The organism is Streptomyces sp. NPDC046379, from assembly GCF_055587785.1.
This window is the reverse complement of the sequence record NZ_JBVJFP010000015.1, coordinates 209,422-227,178: the sequence shown is the minus strand read 5'-3', so window position 1 is coordinate 227,178 and position 17,757 is coordinate 209,422. Positions and strand designations below refer to the sequence as shown.

The window sequence follows — 17,757 nt, the reverse complement described above, 5'->3', positions numbered from 1 at the left end:
CGACTCTATCAGATCTTTCCGATCCGATTTCCTCGGCGCTTTCCAGGTTCCCGCTTCCGCGTTTCCCTTTCCGGCGGTTCCGACTTTATCAGAAGCTTCGGACCGTATTGACCGGCCATCCGTTTCCGATTTCATCGGGAGAGGCTTCTTCGGAAGCGATGCTTCGAGAAGCGGATAGTTTCTCAAGGTGCCGACCGGATCAGATCCAGTTCCAGGCAACTAGTTGAATCTACCTCCCCACGCGAACCGTGTCAACAGCTCCTGCGGGGCGAAGAGGAGATTAGCAGCTCGACAGGGTCCTCCGCACATCAGGCTGCGGTGGGCACCGTTGCGCTGCGCTCCGACTCCGCGACGTCGCCCGTCTCGCCGACACGGACCGCGCGACCACCGAGTACCCAGACGTACGCGAGGAAACCGAGCTCGGCGACGACGCCGATGGTGATGCGGGCCCAGGTGGGCAGACCCGAGGGCGTCACGAAGCCTTCGATGGCTCCGGAGACGAACAGGACCAGGGCCAGGCCGATCGCCATGCCGACGGCCGCGCGGCCCTCCTCCGCGAGGGCGGTGCGGCGGGTGCGGGGGCCCGGGTCGATCACCGTCCAGCCGAGGCGCAGGCCGGTGCCGGCGGCGACGAAGACGGCCGTCAGCTCCAGGAGACCGTGGGGCAGGATCAGGCCCAGGAAGGTGTCGAGCCTGCCGGCCGAGGACATCAGGCCGAGACCGATGCCGATGTTGAGCATGTTCTGGAAGAGGATCCAGATCACCGGCAGCCCCAGGAAGACGCCCAGGACCAGGCACATCGCGGCGGCCTGGGCGTTGTTCGTCCAGACCTGGGCGGCGAAGGACGCCGCGGGATGGCTGGAGTAGTAGGTCTCGTACTGTCCGCCGGGGCGGGTCAGCTCGCGCAGTTCGCTGGGAGCGGCGATGGAGGCGCGGACGGCGGGGTCCGTGCCGATCCACCAGCCCAGGAGCGCCCCCACCAGGGTGGACAGCAGGGCTGTGGGCACCCACCAGTGGCGGGAGCGGTAGACCGCGGCGGGGAAGCCTTGGGTGAGGAAACGGGTGGCGTCGCGCCAGGAGGCGCGTCGGGTCCCCGTGACGGCGCTCCGCGCGCGGGCGACGAGCTGGCTGAGCCGGCCGGTCAGCTGGGGGTCGGGGGCGCTGGACCGGATCAGGGAGAGGTGGGTGGCGGTGCGCTGGTAGAGCGCGACGAGTTCGTCGGCCTCGGCTCCGGTGAGGCGGTTCTGGCGCCGCAGCAGGTCCTCCAGGCGGTCCCACTCCGCACGGTGGGCGGAGACGAAGACGTCGAGGTCCATCGGTGTTCCTGCTCCTCGGCTGATCGTCGGCGCTGTGCCGGAGACTCGTCGTAAGGGTCAGCTTGTCGTACTGGGGCGCGATGTGCCCTCAGCTTGGCAGACTGGCTGTTCTCGAGTGGGTCAGGGGAAGGACGGCAGGCGTGAGCGAGCTGGTGACGGGCGAGGCGGTGGCGCTGGAGTTGCGCCCCGCGAGGCTGCCCAGCAGGGCGCTGGCCGTGCTGCTCGACCTGGCGCTGGCGCTGGCCGTGTATGTCGCCGTGACGCTGGTGCTCATCGTCTCCACGGCTTCCCTGGACGCCGCCGCGCAGACCGCGCTGTCCATCGCGTCGTTCCTGCTGGTGCTGGTGGGTGCGCCGATCGCCGTGGAGACGCTCAGTCATGGGCGGTCGCTGGGGAAGATGGCGTGCGGGCTGCGGGTGGTGCGGGACGACGGGGGGCCGATCCGGTTCCGGCACGCGCTGGTGCGGGGGGCGATCGGGATGGTGGAGATCCTGCTGACGTTCGGCACGGTCGCCTGCATCGCCTCGCTCGTCTCGGCGCGCGGGCGCCGGCTGGGGGACGTGTTCGCGGGAACGCTCGTCGTACGGGAGCGGGTGCCGGTCGCCCGGGTGGGCGGGTTCGTGCCTCCTCCCCCGCCGTGGCTTGCGGGGCGGTTCGCGGAGCTGGATCTGTCGGCGGTCCCGGACGGGCTGTGGCTCGCCGTCCGTCAGTACCTGACCCGGATGCGGCAGCTCGACCCGCAGGTCGGCTGGACGATGGCGGAGCGGCTCGCCGGGGATCTGGCGGCGCGGACGGGGACTCCCGTGCCGCCTGGCGTGCCTCCGGCGGCATACCTGGCGGCGGTGGTGCACGAGCGGCAGGCCCGCGAGGCACGGCGGGCGTTCGGGGGGCCGACGGCAGCGGGCGTGCAGTCGGCGTCGGCGACGGGTGCGGTGCCGGGCGCCCACGGGTCTGCCACGAGCGCCGCCCCTCCGGTTCCCGGGCAGGGTCGGTCCGCGCCCGCCTCCGCCCCTTCGGCCGGGTACGGCGCCCCTCACGGCGTTCCTCCTCACGCCGCCCCGCCCGCTTCCTCCGCTCCGCGGCAGGAGCCCTCCTCCGCCGAACCGCCGGCCGACCGGCCCTCCACCGGCTTCGCGCCGCCCGCCTGACGGGTCAGCGGAACGCGGACGGCGGCGAGTCGAGGTCTTCCAACTCGATGCCGGGGGCGGCGAGGACCACGTCGCCGGCGAGGTGCACGAGGTGCTGCTCACCCGTGTCCAGGGCTGTGACCTGGTATTCGTCCACGGTCAGGGGGCCGTTGTCAGTGGCGTGTGCTTCGCTTTTCACCAGGGCCCAGGACTGGTCGAGAGTGCGCGGGGCGAGGACCGGGTCCGTGAAGGCGACGAGGCGTACGCGGGTCGCGGCGCCCGGGGAGGTGAGGGACAGCAGGCGTGCTGTGGCGATGAGGAACGCGGGGGACGTGCCGGTGAAGGCGTGTGCGGGGACGTTGCCTTCGGTGGCGTGGGCGCCGGTGGGGTCCGTGCGCACCCAGGTGACGCCGTCGAGGGCGGCGCCACGTACCTGCCAGCCCGCCGCGTGCAGTTCGAGACGGATGGGGCGGCCGAGGTCGTCGAGGGCCAGGTCGACCGAGCCGCGGTGATCGCCGGCGGGGGTGGTCAGCTGGGAGACGTAGCGCCAGCCGGAGGGGCCGGGGGCGCAGTGGAAGTGCTCTTCCGCGAGGGGGGTGTGATCGTGCGGATCATGGAGCGAATAACGGCCGCGGGGCATCGGGGTCCTGGGTTCTGACGAAGGCGTTCCGCCCAAGGGGCAGGCCCCCGGCACGGGGGTGCGGGGGCCTGCCTCGGCGGACGGACCGCCTGGGATGCGCGGAAAGCGCGGGGGAACTGCCGCGGGCTCAGTAGCGGTAGTGGTCCGGCTTGTACGGGCCCTCGACCTTGACGCCGATGTACTCGGCCTGCTCGGGGCGGAGCGTGGTCAGCTTCACGCCGAGCGCGTCGAGGTGGAGACGGGCGACCTTCTCGTCGAGGTGCTTGGGCAGCACGTAGACGTCGGTCGGGTACTCGTCGGGCTTGGTGAACAGCTCGATCTGGGCCAGGGTCTGGTCCGCGAAGGAGTTGGACATCACGAACGACGGGTGGCCGGTGGCGTTGCCCAGGTTCAGCAGGCGGCCCTCGGAGAGGACGATGATCTTCTTGCCGTCGGGGAAGGTCCAGGTGTGGACCTGCGGCTTGACCTCGTCCTTGACGATGCCGGGGATCTTGGCGAGGCCGGCCATGTCGATCTCGTTGTCGAAGTGGCCGATGTTGCCCACGATCGCCTGGTGCTTCATCTTGGCCATGTCCGAGGCCATGATGATGTCCTTGTTGCCGGTCGTGGTGATGAAGATGTCGGCCGTCTCGACGACATCGTCCAGCGTGGTGACCTGGTAGCCGTCCATCGCCGCCTGGAGGGCGCAGATGGGGTCGATCTCGGTGATGATGACGCGGGCGCCCTGGCCGCGCAGGGACTCGGCGCAGCCCTTGCCGACGTCGCCGTAGCCGCAGACGACCGCGGTCTTGCCGCCGATGAGGGTGTCGGTGGCGCGGTTGATGCCGTCGATCAGGGAGTGGCGGCAGCCGTACTTGTTGTCGAACTTCGACTTGGTGACGGCGTCGTTGACGTTGATCGCCGGGAACAGGAGGGTGCCCTCGCGGTGCATCTCGTACAGGCGGTGGACGCCGGTCGTGGTCTCCTCGGTGACGCCGCGGATCTCGGACGCCAGCTGGGTCCACTTCTGCGGGGTCTCGCGCACCGTGCGGGTGAGCAGTTCGAGGATGACGCGGTGCTCCTCGGACTCGGCCGTGTCGGGCGAGGGGACCTTGCCGTCCTTCTCGTACTCGACGCCCTTGTGGACCAGGAGGGTGGCGTCACCGCCGTCGTCCAGGATCATGTTCGGGCCGCCGGTGGGGGTGTTCGGCCAGGTCAGAGCCTGCTCCGTGCACCACCAGTACTCCTCCAGGGTCTCGCCCTTCCAGGCGAAGACCGGGACGCCCCGGGGGTTGTCCGGGGTGCCGTTCGGGCCCACCGCGACGGCCGCCGCCGCGTGGTCCTGGGTGGAGAAGATGTTGCAGGACGCCCAGCGCACCTGCGCACCCAGGGCGACCAGGGTCTCGATGAGGACGGCGGTCTGCACGGTCATGTGCAGGGAGCCGGTGACGCGGGCGCCGGCCAGGGGCTGCGCCTCGGCGTACTCCTTGCGGATCGCCATCAGGCCCGGCATCTCGTGCTCGGCGAGGGTGATCTCCTTGCGGCCGAACTCGGCCAGGGAGAGGTCGGCGACCTTGAAGTCCTGTCGGTTGTCGACAGTGGTCATTCGGGCTGCTCCTCGGTGATTGGGTCGAGGTGGGTACGGCTGATCTGCGCGGCGGCGGACACCAGGGTGCCCGAAGAGCACACAGGCATGCCCGCGTGCGCGCAGCGCAGTCCGTCGGAGGCCCTCTCTCCCTCGGCCGGCCCCTGTCGGGCCGCCCGACCGCCATCAGCAGCGACGTCTGGCTCCCACCCAAGCTACACCGATCGGGCGGGCGGTCCCCAGTCCGTCTGCGAACAGATCGCGCCGTTCCGGCCGGGGGCGCGGCCTTGATCGCCGGGCGGGGGGCGGGGGTTGGGCCGTTGATCGGTACGGTGGCCTCCCTGCGGCCGGGTGGACGAGCGCGGGAGGGGACGGGTGTGGGCAGGGGACGAAGGCTGCTGGTCGTGGGGTGGGTGCTGCTGGGCGTCGGGGTCCTGGGGATCGTGGCGTCGCTGCTCGCCTTCAGGGGGGAATTCGGGTCGGCCACCGTGCGGTCGGAGAGCATGACGCCGACGTACGGGCCCGGCGACGGGATCCTCTTCGAGCCGGTCGGCGGGAGCGAGGTGCGGCGCGGTGACGTGGTGCTCATCACACTGCCCGAGCGCTACGGGCCCGATCCGGTGGTGAAGCGCGTCATCGGCGTCGGCGGCGACCGGATCGTGTGCTGCCGGGGTGAGGGGGCCGGGCAGCGGATCAGCGTCGACGGCAGGCCGCTGGTCGAGCCGTATGTGAAGGACGGGATCGCCAACGGGTCGCACCCGCTGGAGTACGACGTGCGGGTGCCGGAGGGGCGGCTGTTTCTGCTGGGGGACCACCGGCTGAACTCGCGGGACTCCCGCTACTTCCTCGACGATCACGACGGCACGGTGCCGGTGGACGCGGTGCGGGGGCGGGTGACGGAGGGCCGGGCGCGTGTGGCGCCGTACGCGGTCGCGGGGCTGCTCGGTCTGGCGGCGGCGGTCGTGGGGCTGTGCTGCGCGCTGGCGGGGCGGGGTGCGCGGCGGAGTCCGGCGCAGCACACCGTGTTGTGGCCCGAGCACCTCTGAGGCCGGGCACGGCGAAGGGGCCCGCCTGGCGAGGCGGGCCCCTTTCGTGGCGTGGGTCAGTGGCCGGCGGGGTGCGAGGCGGGTCCGCCCGGGGTGGCCTCCGGGTCGGCGCCCCTGGCGGCCTCGGCCTCGCGGTAGATGTCCGGCTCCAGGTAGATGACGCGGGCGATCGGGACGGCCGTACGGATACGGGTCTCGGCGGCGTCGATGGCGGAGGCGATCTCGCCGGCGGTGTTGTCGTGCCGCACTGCGATCTTCGCGGCGACGAGGAGTTCCTCGGGGCCGAGGTGGAGCGTGCGCATGTGGATGATGCGGGTGACCGTGTCGCCGTCGACGAGCGCGGCCTCGATGTTGCGCACCTCCGCGATGCCGGCGGCCTCACCGAGCAGCAGCGACTTGGTCTCGGCGGCCAGGACGATCGCGATCACGATGAGCAGGATGCCGATGCAGAGGGTGCCGATGCCGTCCCAGACGCCGTCGCCGGTCAGCAGCGCCAGGCTCACGCCGCACAGGGCCAGGATCAGGCCGACGAGCGCGCCGAGGTCCTCCAGGAGCACGACCGGCAGCTCGGGGGCCTTGGCGTGGCGGACGAACTCCTTCCAGGACTGCTTCCCCCGCAGGGCGTTGGACTCGTTGATGGCCGTCCGGAAGGAGATGGTCTCGGCGATGATCGCGAAGACCAGGACGCCGACCGGCCAGTACCAGTGCTCGATCTCGTGCGGGTGCTTGATCTTCTCGTAGCCCTCGTAGATGGCGAACATGCCACCGACGGAGAACAGCACGATGGAGACGAGGAAGGCGTAGATGTACCGCTCGCGGCCGTAGCCGAACGGGTGCTGCGGGGTCGCCTCGCGCTGCGCCTTCTTGCCGCCGAGCAGGAGCAGGCCCTGGTTGCCGGAGTCGGCGAGGGAGTGCACGGACTCGGCGAGCATCGACGACGAGCCGCTGAAGAGAAACGCCACGAACTTCGCTACCGCGATCGAGAGGTTGGCGAACAGTGCCGCCACGATCGCCTTGGTTCCGCCTGACGCGCTCATGTGTTCGCGTGGTCCCTTCGTACCTCGTGTGCCGTTCCGGAGACGTCGAGTACCCCGCTCGGGGCTTTGCCCGTCCTTTGCCGGTGGGTCATTGTTGCAGCCGTGCCGTCAGGCGACGACCGTGGCGCGGAAGAGCGTGCCGTTTCCCGAGACTTCCGCCTTCTCGCCCGCCGGTACGAACACGGACCCGCCGGGCGTCAGTTCGTGCTCGCCGGCGCGGACGGCGCCGGCCGTGCAGAGCAGGATCTGCGGGGTGACGCGCGTGAGGTCGTGCGCGGCGGAGCCCTCCGGGAGGACGTAGCGGGAGAGGCGGAACTCGTCGATGGGGGTCTCGTAGACCTCCTCGCCGTCCGGGGACGCCTCGGGGCGCAGGACGCCGGGGTCGCCCGGCTCGAAGCGGACGATGCGCAGGAGTTCGGGGACGTCGACGTGCTTGGGGGTCAGTCCGCAGCGCAGGACGTTGTCGGAGTTGGCCATGATCTCGACGCCGAGGCCGTTCAGGTAGGCGTGCGGGATGCCGGCGCCGAGGTAGAGGGCCTCGCCGGGCTGGAGCCGGACGTGGTTGAGCAGCATGGCGGCGATGACGCCGGGGTCGCCCGGGTAGTGGTGGGCGATGCCGGCGTACGGGGCGTAGACACCGCCGATGCGGGTGCAGGCGGCGGTGGCGTCGGCGACGGTGCGGGCCATCTCGTCGCGGTCGGCGGTGAGCACGGCCGTGAGGACCTCGCGCAGGGCGGCGTCCTCGGGGTGGGCGCGCAGCAGGTCGACGTAGGGCTTGAGGGAGTCGACGCCGAGGCCGTCGAGGAGTTCGGCGGCGGCCAGGGGGGCGCGGAAGCCGCACAGGCCGTCGAACTCGGTGAGCGCGCAGATGAGTTCGGGCTTGTGGTTGGCGTCCTTGTAGTTGCGGTGCGGGGCGTCGACGGGGATGCCGCGGCGCTCCTCGTCCTCGTAGCCCTCGCGGGCCTGCCGGAGGTCGGGGTGGACCTGGAGGGAGAGCGGGGCGCCGGCGGCGAGGATCTTGAGGAGGAAGGGGAGGCGGGGGCCGAACTTGGCGACGGCGGCCTCGCCGAGTTCCCCGCCGGGGTCCGCGTCGATGACGTCGACGAGCGTGCCGCGCGCGGTGCGCGAGGGAGCGCCCGGGTGCGCTCCCATCCACATCTCCGCCTGCGGTTCACCGGTGGGCTCGGTCCCGAGCAGGTGCGGGATCGCGGTGGTGGAACCCCAGGCGTAGGGGCGGATGGTGTTGTCCAGGCGGTCCATGGGTTCTCTCAGGTGCGTGGGTCAGGGCTTCCTGGGCCAGGTCAGGCCCTGGAAGCGAGCGCCAGGTAAACGGCGGCGAAATCCGTGATGGCGATCAGTTCGGCGAGGGTCTCCAGCTCGCCGCCGGCCTCGGGTTCGAGTTCGCTGATCGGGGTGCCGTGGCTGAGGGCGAGGTCGCGGGCGGCCGGGGCGGCGGTGAGGCCGCCGATCGGGCGGTCCCGCAGCAGCACCACGCGTGCGTGCAGGGCGGGCGGTTCCTCGACGCGGTCGCGGAAGAAGTCGTCGGGGTCGGAGCCGGCGGCGAGCGGGCCGGCCAGCAGGGCGCTGTGCGCGGCGAGCGCCTCGGGGAGTTCGGCGACGACGGCGGGCTGTCCGGACAGTTCGGCGAGGGCGGCGGCGAAGCGGCGGCCTGCCGGTCCGGCGGAGGTGCCCTCGGTCCACACGACGGGGAGCGCGTCGGCGAGTTCGGCGGCGAGGGTCTTGGCCGGGTTGCTGTACGTCACGATGGCGGGCCCGCAGCGTTCCGCGACGAGGTCGAGGCGGTCGGCGACCTTGTCCAGGGCGTCGGGCGGGGCGGCGAGCAGGCCGATGCGGTCCAGTAGGGCGAGGAGTGGGGTGAGCAGGGCCCACAGGACGCCGGGGGCGGACGCGGCGAGGGGTTCCTCGTGGTCGTACGGGGCCGTGGCCAGGGGGACGAAGAGGCCGTGGGCGCCGGCGGCGGCCTCGGCGAGCGGGGTGCCGGCGGGGGCGACGGCGGCGACGGTGCAGCCGCGGCGGTAGGCCTGTTCGGCGAGCAGGGACAGGCCCGGCTCGGTGCCGTCCGGGGTGGCGATCAGCAGGAGGTCCACGGAGCCGGCCCAGCCGGGCAGTTCCCAGCGCAGGGCGCCCGCGGCGGGGGCGACTCCGGTGGGCGCCAGCCGGGTCACGGGGCTGCCGGGTCCGGCGAGGGTGCCGAGGAGGTCGGCGGCCTGGGTGGCGGCGGCGCCGGGGCCGGCGATGAGGACGGCGCGGGGCCGGCCGTCGGGCTCGAGGGAGCCGACGCCGGCTTCGGCGGCGTGCCGGGTGGCCGTGCGGACGCGGGCGCCGGCCTCGGCGGCGCCGCGCAGCAGTCCGCGGTGGTCGGCCGCGGCCAGGGCCTCGGCATTGTCGAGCAGCGCTTCGTCGAGCATGGGGGCGGCAGCCTCCGATTCGCCGGGACGGTGTGGGGCGCGTGCGCGGGCGGCGGCCTTACGCGGGGCGGCGGGCCTCGTCCACGAGGAGGACCGGGATGCCGTCGCGGACCGGGTACGCCAGGCCGCAGTCCTGGCCGGTGCAGATCAGCTCGGCGTCCCGCTCCTCCAGGGGTGCGTGGCAGGCCGGGCAGGCGAGGATCTCCAGGAGGCCGGCTTCGAGCGGCATGGAAACGTCCCTTCGGGGCGGGTCGTGTGCGCGGGGGCGCACGGACGGCTTGGCGGCGGCGTCGGCGACGGTGCGACTGGTGTTGATGCGTGCACGACGCCGGGGTGCTGCGTGTCCTGTGGTGCGTATGCGGTTGTGCCTGGTCAGCGTACCGCCGTGGCGGGGGGCGCGCGGGGCCGCGGCGGGCCGTGCGGGGGCGGGGTGCGCCCGCCCCCGTGGACCGGCCGTGGCGGCGCCCGCGGTCAGCCTCTGATGATCGCCAGGACCTCGTCGCGCACCTTGGCCATGGTCGCCTCGTCGCGGGCCTCGGCGTTCAGGCGGAGCAGCGGTTCGGTGTTGGACGGGCGGACGTTGAACCACCAGTCGGCGGAGGTGACGGTCAGGCCGTCGAGCTCGTCGAGGGTGATTCCCTCGCGGCCCTCGTAGGCGGTCTTGATCGCGGCGAGGCGGGCCGCCTGGTCGTCCACCGTGGAGTTGATCTCGTCGGAGCCGGCGTAGCGGTCGTACTGGTCGACCAGCGCGGACAGCGTGCCCTCCTGTTCGCCGAGGGCGGCGAGGACGTGGAGGGCGGCGAGCATGCCCGTGTCGGCGTTCCAGAAGTCGCGGAAGTAGTAGTGGGCGGAGTGCTCGCCGCCGAAGATGGCGCCGGTGCGGGCCATCTCGGCCTTGATGAAGGAGTGGCCGACGCGGGTGCGCACCGGGGTGCCGCCGTTCTCCTTGACGACCTCGGGCACCGACCAGGAGGTGATCAGGTTGTGGATGACCGTGCCTCCGCCGTGCTTGGCGAGTTCGCGGGCGGCCACCAGGGCGGTGATCGCGGACGGGGAGACCGGGTCGCCGTTCTCGTCGACGACGAAGCAGCGGTCGGCGTCGCCGTCGAAGGCGATGCCGAGGTCGGCGCCCTCCTCGCGCACCCGCTGCTGCAGGTCCACGATGTTGGCCGGGTCCAGCGGGTTGGCCTCGTGGTTGGGGAAGGTGCCGTCCAGTTCGAAGTACATCGGGACGAGTTCGAGGGGCAGGCCCGCGAAGACGGTGGGAACGGTGTGGCCGCCCATGCCGTTGCCCGCGTCGACGACGACCTTCAGGGGGCGGATGGAGGTGAGGTCGACCAGGCCGCGCAGGTGGGCCGCGTAGTCCTCGAGCGTCTCGCGCTGCGTGATGGCGCCGGCGGTGGCGGCCGGCTCGGGGGCGCCGGACTCGCTCCACCGCTCGGCGAGTTCGCGGATGTCGGCGAGGCCGGTGTCCTGGCCGACGGGGGCGGCGCCGGCGCGGCACATCTTGATGCCGTTGTACTGGGCCGGGTTGTGCGAGGCGGTGAACATCGCGCCCGGCAGGTTCAGCGCGCCCGAGGCGTAGTAGAGCTGGTCGGTCGAGCAGAGCCCGATCTCGGTGACGTCGACGCCGCGGGCGGCGGCCCCGCGCGCGAAGGCGCGGGACAGGCCCGGGGACGAGGGCCGCATGTCGTGCCCGATCACGATCGCGTCGGCACCGGTCACCTGGGCGAACGCCGCCCCGAAGAGTTCGGCCAGCGACTCGTCCCACTGGTCGGGGACGACTCCGCGCACGTCGTACGCCTTGACGATCTGTGACAGATCAGCAGCCACGGCCAACCCTCCTGGAAGTCCTGTCGGTCACCTCAAACTACCCGCCCCCGCCGACAGCACGCTCCGCGGTCCCCCTGTCGACGCTCGGTCGTAGCCAAAGGTCAGGGGGATGTCCGGGACGGCCCCGACCGGCCGTCGGGGTCTTCCCCCGGGTGGGGAGGGTCAGTTGTCGGGGGAGCGCAGCACGCGGAGGTGGCCGCGGCGGGCGACCTCCATCGGATCCGCCGACCGGCCCGCGCCGCCGGCCTGGGCGGCGCGCTGCTGCGGGCGGGCGGCCTCGCGCACGGCGTTGGCCAGCGCTTCCAGGTCGTCACCGCTGGGGCGGGCCGGGGCCGAACCGTCGAGGAGCCGGACGACCTCCCAGCCGCGCGGGGCGGTGAGGCGCTCGGAGTGCTCGGCGCACAGGTCGTAGCAGTGGGGTTCGGCGTAGGTGGCGAGCGGGCCGAGGACCGCGGTCGAGTCGGCGTAGACGTACGTCAGCGTCGCTACGGCGGGACGGCCGCAAGCGGTGCGCGAACAGCGACGTACAGGGCTCACGACGTTGGACGGTACCGCACTCTTGAGCGGGCCGCGACGACTCTGCCCCGGCTCACCCCACCGTGTCGGGCTGTGAAACGCCCCACACCCTCCTCCGGCGGGCGCCGCTGACCTGCGCCGACGTGCCCGTCGGTGGTCTCCCGCCCGCCGGGATGCGGTCGCCACTCGGCACAAAGGCCATGAATCGCCTGGCCATCTCCGGTCCCGGAGAGATATGCAATCGAGCCCAACCTTGGCCGGAACGGCCTCCGGCGACCGGTCCCGCGACGGCCGGGCGAGGCTGGCGGGGCGCGTGGACACGGGGCGTCCGGGCGCGGCGGGGACTAGGCTTCGGCAGTGATGGACAACCGAGTACCGCCCCGTGCCGCCGCCCCCGGGCCCCGCCGACGTGATCGTCACGGCCGGGGCATGCGCGGCCCGATCGCGCCCCCGCAGGTGCCGCTCGCCGCGAGCCGCGCCGAGGCGTTCGCGGATCTCGTGCAGGACTCCGTGGAACGTCTGGAACGGCACTGGCCGCAGCTGGCGGACATCGACTTCGTCGTGCTGGAGGTGCCGCGGCTGGACGGCCCGGGAAGGACCTGGAACGACGAGTCGGTGCCGCTCGGCGGTACGGTTCCCGCGCGGGAGGGCCGGTCGGCGAAGGTGGTCGTCTACCGGCGGCCGGTCGAGATCCGCACCAAGGGCCGCGACGAGCGCGCGGCGCTGGTGCACGAGATCGTGGTCGAACAGGTCGCCGAGCTGCTCGGGCTGACGCCGGAGACGGTCGACCCCCGCTACGGCGAGGACTGACGCCATCTCCGTGAAGCCGTTTCCGACGGCGGTCGCCCCCCGCCACGGCGAGGACTGACGGCCGCCGGCGGCTGGGGCCGACGGCACCCGGCGGCGCGGACCGGGCGACGTCCCGGCCCGCTTGGCGAAGGCTGAAAGGCACCCCTCACGCTGTGGCGAAGGCTGAACGGACATCCCCCCACGCCGTGGCGAGGGCCGAGGGGCGTCCCGCGCGGTCCGCGGGGACGCCGGGGTCGCCTACCTCTGCAGCACCGACAGATCCTGTTCCGCCTCCGGCACGGCGACCATGCCCCGGTCGTCGGGGAGCGTCTGCACGGTGAACGCGGGGACGCCGTCGCGGGTCGCGGTGAGGGTGCGGGCCGCGTGGACCGGGCCGCCGGAGACGGTCTCGACGGTCAGGGCGTACGTCCCCTCGAGGCCGCTGGGCACCGGCGCCTCGACGTCCTGGGTGGTCCCGCCCTCGACGGTGTACGTCTTCGTCACCGGCTCGCCGCCTCCGGTGCCCGCCGAGGCGGTGACCCGCACCTTCGCCGTGCCGTCCGGCGCGGTCAGCGACAAGGTGGCCCCCTTCTCGGTATGGGCGGCCGAGGTGGACCGGGCGCCCACCGCGCGCGTGGCGGGGATGAACGCCGTCTCCCGGGAGTCGCCCTTGCCGCGCACGACCCTGGCGGCCGCCACCACCGGCACCGAGCGGTCCGTCGGCGTCAGCACCAGCGAACCGGGCTCGCCGCGCGTGACGTCGCCGAGGTCGGCCGAGGTGGTCATGCCGGACTTCACGCGCAACGTCTCGTGCCCGGCCGGGGTGATGGCCCCCGACGGCGCGGCGAGCCGCACGTTCAGATCCGCGTCGGCGTCGCCCGGCGTGAACGCGACCAGCGTCACCTCGGTGGCGTCCTTCGGGATGCCCGGGATCACCAGGTTCGCGGCCGGGTCGGCGGACGCGGACAGCCAGTCGCCGCCCAGTTCGTCGTCCAGGGCCTCCACCGCCGCGCCGATCCGGCCGCCGCGGACGTTCAGATGGACCGTCAGGCCGGTCTCCTCGGCGTCGGTCAGCGTCGACAGCAGGACCGGCTCGGTGGACCGGGGCGGCACGGTGATGCCGTCCGCGACGGTGGACTGCAGCTCGCCCTCCTCGCCGTACAGCTCGATGTCGACGAGCGCCGCGGAGTCGTCGGGGTTGGTGAGGTGGACGTAATCGGTGCGGCCCTCGGCGGTGCTCGCGCCGGGGAACCAGAAATCGGTGTCCGCGGGGGTGCAGTTGACGCCGAGCAGTCCGCGTCCGGCGCCGGCGGCGACCTCGGTGGTCTGCTGCACGGTCCAGCCGGGGGCGTACAGGCCGTCGGCGGTGCCGATCATCGCGGGGGTGTCGCCGCCGGTGGTCTCCCCCTCGACCGGCGTGCCCGGCTTGCCGGGCTTCAGCACGGGTTCGGCGGGCTTTGCGGGCGTGGCCTTCTTGCCGTCGTCCGCGCCGTTGACGTCGGCCCCGGCGGGCGTGAGCGCGGCCGTGCCCTCGTCCCCGGCGCCCTCGGTGACGGGGGTGAACGACGTGTACGTCGTCTCGGCGAGGTCGGAGGTGCTGGGCGCCGGGCAGAGCAGGCTGGTGCGCTCCACGGGTGCCTGGACGGCGGCGGAGGTGCGGGAGGCGTCCCCGGAGGCGTCCGGCGAGGTCACCGCGGCGAGCCCGGTGACGGCCGCGAGGGCGCTCGCGCCGGCGATCAGGGACAGGGTGGTGCGGTTCACTGCTGGCTCCCGTCGGGACGCTCGTCGCCGGTGGCCTTCGGGTCGTACGCGGGGTCGTAGCCCTCGGGGTACGGCTGCTGCTCGTACTGCTGGTCGTACGGCGTCCCCTGGGCGGGGGCCGCGTATCCGTACGGGTCGTAGTGGCCGCCCTGGTAGGGGTCCGCCGGGTACGGGCCGGCCGGGGACTGCGCGTAGCCGCCGGCGCCGTAGCCCTGGGAGGCGTCGGCGGGCCGGTACTGCTCCCCGCCGTAGGCGCCGTACTCGGCGCCCGCGTAGCCGGCGGTGTCCCACTCGCCGTACGGGTGCTGCTGCGGGATCGCGGGGGCTTCGTCGGGGGTCCGGTCCGGGTTCTCCCCCGGTGCGTCCGGGGCGGGCCCCTGGGTGTCCGCCGCCTCTTCGGCCTGGGCGCGCAGGCGGCGGGCGCGGCGGCCCTCGCCCGCGGCGGCCTGGGCGGGGACGGCCTGCTCCTCGGGGAGGTCGTCGTCGACGTCGCGGCGCCGGCCGGGCAGGGCGAGGACGACCAGGACGAGGGCGAGGGCGCCCTGGGTCCACAGCCAGGCCGTGTGGGTGACCGGGGCGTCGTAGGTGACGTCCAGCCGGCCGCCCTTGCCGGGGAGTTCGAACGCCTGGGCCCAGCCGTCGACCTTCTTCGGGGTGAGCGGCTTGCCGTCGAGGGTCGCGGTCCAGCCCTCGGAGGCGGTGTCCGCGAGGCGCAGGAGGCGGCCCTCGGGGCCGTCCGGGAGGGTCGTGTGGATCTCGACCGGGCCCGCGGCGACGGTCAGCGGCTCGTCGGAGTCGGTGGGCGGGACGACGACCGCGCGCGAGACGGTGCGGTCGATCTCCCAGAGGGCGTCGCCGGCCTGCTCGCTGAGCCGTCGAAGACCCGGGGTGGCGTCCAGGACGCGGCCGACCTCGCGGGGCGCGCCCTTGTGCACCAGGACGTAGCGCACGCCGAAGGCGCCGAGCTGACTGGCCTGGTCGGCGCCGGAACCGGCGACGAGGTTGCCGACGACCCGGTCGAGCGCGGCGTCGGCGCCGGCGGCCGCGGCGAGTTCGGCGTCGCCGAGGCGGGCGCCGGCGCCGCGGACCAGGGCGTAGCGGACATGGGCGGCGGAGTCGCTGCTCAGGACGAGGGTGCGGGCCTGGTCGCCGTTGCCGCTCTCCTCGGCGACGAACGCCGGCACCTGGGCGGGGTCGGCCCGGCGCTCCAGCGGTCCGTCGGCGCCGCCCAGCATCCAGCCGGCGGCGACGAGCAGCGGGCCCGCCGCCGAGGCGAAGGCGATCAGCGCGGCGACCGGCTGGCGCCAGCCGAAGCTCTGCTCGGCCACGCGTGCGCGTGCCCCCTCGGCGCCGATCAGGGCGGCGGTCAGCAGGGCGATGCCGTAGACGAGGGTGGCGGGTCCGGCCCAGGCGGAGCCGTTGGACAGCGCGGCGAAGACGAGGGCGACGAGGGCGGCCGTCCAGGCGGTCAGGATGTCGCGGCGGCGCTCGGTGCGCAGCAGGGCGGCCAGCGCGGCCAGGACGAGGCCGAGGAGCATCGGGCCGCCGACCGTGCCGGGTCCGCCGGGGCTCGCGCCGAGCAGGTCGAGGGCGGAGGCGGCGGAGGCGCCGTACTCCAGCCCGGCCTCGCGGAAGAAGCCGAACGGCAGCAGCGTCAGCGACCAGGGGGCGAGGACCAGCAGCGGCGCGCCCAGCTGGGCGAGGAAGCGCAGGCCGTAGGCGGGGAGGTCGCTGCGGCGCACGGCCAGCACGGCGATGCCGAGGACCAGCGCGACGGGCCAGACGATCGGCGTGAACGCGGTGGCGACCGTCAGCAGCAGCGCGTACGCCCAGGTGGCGCGCCAGCTGCCGCGGGCGCCCGGGGAGGCGGCGAGGCCGCTCGCGGCGACGCCCGCGCGGGCGAGGAGCGGCAGCAGGACGGCGAGGACGGCGGTGCCGAGGCGGCCGCCCGCCAGGGCGCCGGCGGTGGCGGGCAGGAAGGCGTAGGCGACGGCGGCCCACGCCCGCAGCAGCCGGGACCGCACGAGCGGGCGGGAGGCGAAGTACGCCGCGAAACCGGCCAGCGGCACGGAGCCGACGAGCAGCACGGCGACCGCGAGCCCGGTGGAACCGAACAGCACGGAGCCGAGCATCGCCACGAGGGCGAGGTAGGGCGGCGCGGTGGCGTCGCCGCCGGTGCCGACCGGGTGCCAGGCATCGAGGTGGCGGGACCACAGCTCGGCGGAGTCGGCCGGGGCGGGCAGCAGGGCGCCGCCCGCGAGCACACCCGGGCCGAGCAGCGCGCGGCAGGCGACCAGGGAGACCAGCAGCAGGGTCAGGAAGAGCATCGGGCCGGGGTTGCGGGCGATGCGCTTGAGGCGGGCGAACTGCTCGATCTCCAGGAAGTCCGCGTCGTCGCCGCCGGGTCCGGACTCGACCGCGCCGCCGTGCCGTCCGGCGCCCGTGGTGGTCTCGGCGTCGGAGCGGCCGAGGACGTCGCCGGCGACCTGTTCGACGGTGGCCCGCACGGTCGCGCCGGGCGGCGGGAACAGCGGGCGCAGTTCGGCCTTGTCGACGGCCGGGCTGCCGCGCCGTCGCCGGCCGGCGACGATCCGCTCGGGGCGCAGCAGCACGCCGAGCAGGCCGCGGATCTCGTCGACGGCCTGTCCGGGGACCTTTCCGACGAGGTAGGCGAGGGTGCGCAGGACGGTGCCGAGTACCAGGCGCAGCAGCACCCAGGGCAGCGCGGCGGTGCGGGTGTTGACGAGGAGGGTGTAGGCGGCGCCCGCCTTGTCGACCTTGTGCGGGGACGCGGCGGTGCGGCCCACGCAGTCGACGGTGCGGCGTTCGCGGGAGGCGGCCTCGGCATGCCGTACGACGGCGTCGGGGGCGACGAGGACACGGTGGCCGGCGGCGTGGGCGCGCCAGCACAGGTCGACGTCGTCGCGCATCAGGGGCAGTCTGCGGTCGAAGCCGCCGAGCTGTTCGAAGACGTCGCGGCGCACGAGCATGCCGGCGGTGGACACGGCCAGCACGGAGCGGACGTGGTCGTGCTGGCCCTGGTCCTGTTCGCGGCGGTCGAGGCCGGTCCAGCGGCGGCCGGAGTTGGCGATGCTGACGCCGACCTCGAGCAGCTGGCGGCGGTCGTACCAGCCACGGAGCTTGGGGCCGACGACGGCGATGTCGTCGCGGCCGAGTTCGTGCTCGTTCTCCACGACGCGCAGCAGTTCGGCGAGGGCGTCGGGTTCGGGGGCGCAGTCGTCGTGCAGCAGCCACAGCCACTGCACGGGTTCGCCGTACGGCAGCTCGGGCAGGTCGTAGGCGTCGTCGCGCCAGGTGCGCGTGACGGGGTCCCAGCCGCTGGGCCGCTTCAGGTACGGCAGTTCGTCGGGGGTGAGGAGGGGCGCGGTGCGGTGGGCCTCCTCGACGGCCTGGCCGAAGCCGGTGCGCCGGGCGAGGTGCAGGACCCGGTCGGGGCCGAGGGCGTCGGTGACCAGCTGGGCGGAGTCGTCGGCGCTGCCGGTGTCGGCGGCCACGGCGTACTGGACGGGCCGTTCCTGGCCGAGCAGGCCGGCGAGCGCGTCGGGCAGCCAGCGGGCGCCGTCGTGGGAGACGAGGACCGCGGTCACCACATGGCGCGGGAACTGCGGAGCGGCGGCGTCTTGCTGCGCTGCCGGGTGGCTGTGCACGGACATCGAGGTACGGGCCCCGGTTCGGTGG

Annotated in this window: 14 protein-coding genes; 3 read left to right on the top strand and 11 right to left on the bottom strand. The window is 73.7% G+C overall.

Annotation, left to right across the window (positions count from 1 at the left end):
* Positions 1-308 precede the first annotated feature (308 nt).
* The gene (locus ACZ6KF_RS25715; protein ID WP_356628499.1) at positions 309-1,316 is read right to left on the bottom strand and encodes a stage II sporulation protein M; all 1,008 of its coding nucleotides are present in this window, start codon (positions 1,314-1,316) and stop codon (positions 309-311) included.
* A 140-nt stretch (positions 1,317-1,456) separates the two neighbouring features.
* Here ACZ6KF_RS25715 and ACZ6KF_RS25710 point away from each other — a divergent pair, with 140 nt between their 5' ends.
* Entirely contained in the window at positions 1,457-2,464 is a 1,008-nt protein-coding gene (locus tag ACZ6KF_RS25710) for an RDD family protein (protein ID WP_469240526.1), read from the top strand.
* Positions 2,465-2,468: 4 nt separating this feature from the next.
* Here the strand turns inward: ACZ6KF_RS25710 and ACZ6KF_RS25705 are convergent, their stop codons facing one another.
* The gene (locus tag ACZ6KF_RS25705; protein WP_356628495.1) at positions 2,469-3,083 is read right to left on the bottom strand and encodes a hypothetical protein; all 615 of its coding nucleotides are present in this window, start codon (positions 3,081-3,083) and stop codon (positions 2,469-2,471) included.
* 127 nt (positions 3,084-3,210) lie between these two features.
* Positions 3,211-4,668, bottom strand: a complete 1,458-nt coding sequence (gene ahcY, locus ACZ6KF_RS25700) for an adenosylhomocysteinase (RefSeq protein ID WP_356628493.1) — start codon at positions 4,666-4,668, stop codon at positions 3,211-3,213.
* A gap of 356 nt (positions 4,669-5,024) precedes the next feature.
* On the opposite strand from ahcY, the gene lepB reads away from it, so the two are divergent.
* Entirely contained in the window at positions 5,025-5,693 is a 669-nt protein-coding gene (gene lepB / locus ACZ6KF_RS25695) for a signal peptidase I (RefSeq protein WP_469240524.1), read from the top strand.
* A 56-nt stretch (positions 5,694-5,749) separates the two neighbouring features.
* Here the strand turns inward: lepB and ACZ6KF_RS25690 are convergent, their stop codons facing one another.
* From ACZ6KF_RS25690 to ACZ6KF_RS25665, 6 genes are all read right to left on the bottom strand, one after another.
* Positions 5,750-6,730, bottom strand: coding sequence for a cation diffusion facilitator family transporter (locus ACZ6KF_RS25690; protein ID WP_469240522.1), 981 nt, complete (start codon positions 6,728-6,730; stop codon positions 5,750-5,752).
* A gap of 108 nt (positions 6,731-6,838) precedes the next feature.
* Entirely contained in the window at positions 6,839-7,990 is a 1,152-nt protein-coding gene (manA, locus tag ACZ6KF_RS25685) for a mannose-6-phosphate isomerase, class I (RefSeq protein WP_356628487.1), read from the bottom strand.
* 41 nt (positions 7,991-8,031) lie between these two features.
* The gene (locus ACZ6KF_RS25680; RefSeq protein WP_469240520.1) at positions 8,032-9,159 is read right to left on the bottom strand and encodes an SIS domain-containing protein; all 1,128 of its coding nucleotides are present in this window, start codon (positions 9,157-9,159) and stop codon (positions 8,032-8,034) included.
* 58 nt (positions 9,160-9,217) lie between these two features.
* A complete protein-coding gene (locus ACZ6KF_RS25675) occupies positions 9,218-9,388 on the bottom strand; it encodes a Trm112 family protein (protein WP_079163527.1) in 171 nt (56 codons plus the stop codon).
* A gap of 242 nt (positions 9,389-9,630) precedes the next feature.
* Positions 9,631-10,992 (bottom strand): phosphomannomutase/phosphoglucomutase, encoded by a 1,362-nt coding sequence (locus ACZ6KF_RS25670; protein ID WP_469240518.1) that lies wholly within the window; start codon positions 10,990-10,992, stop codon positions 9,631-9,633.
* A gap of 162 nt (positions 10,993-11,154) precedes the next feature.
* Positions 11,155-11,529, bottom strand: coding sequence for a DUF3499 domain-containing protein (locus ACZ6KF_RS25665; RefSeq protein WP_356628481.1), 375 nt, complete (start codon positions 11,527-11,529; stop codon positions 11,155-11,157).
* Positions 11,530-11,868: 339 nt separating this feature from the next.
* On the opposite strand from ACZ6KF_RS25665, the gene ACZ6KF_RS25660 reads away from it, so the two are divergent.
* Complete coding sequence (locus ACZ6KF_RS25660) at positions 11,869-12,318, top strand: metallopeptidase family protein (RefSeq protein WP_469158781.1); 450 nt, start codon at positions 11,869-11,871, stop codon at positions 12,316-12,318.
* Between the two features lie 237 nt (positions 12,319-12,555).
* Here the strand turns inward: ACZ6KF_RS25660 and ACZ6KF_RS25655 are convergent, their stop codons facing one another.
* Both ACZ6KF_RS25655 and ACZ6KF_RS25650 read right to left on the bottom strand, forming a co-directional pair.
* Positions 12,556-14,058 (bottom strand): DUF5719 family protein, encoded by a 1,503-nt coding sequence (locus ACZ6KF_RS25655; protein ID WP_469240516.1) that lies wholly within the window; start codon positions 14,056-14,058, stop codon positions 12,556-12,558.
* Positions 14,055-17,732 carry a glycosyltransferase family 2 protein gene (locus tag ACZ6KF_RS25650; RefSeq protein WP_469240514.1) on the bottom strand — a complete coding sequence of 1,226 codons (3,678 nt, stop codon included), beginning with the start codon at positions 17,730-17,732 and terminating at the stop codon, positions 14,055-14,057. Before ACZ6KF_RS25650 ends, ACZ6KF_RS25655 begins: the two co-directional genes overlap by 4 nt.
* Between the last annotated feature and the right edge of the window lie 25 nt (positions 17,733-17,757).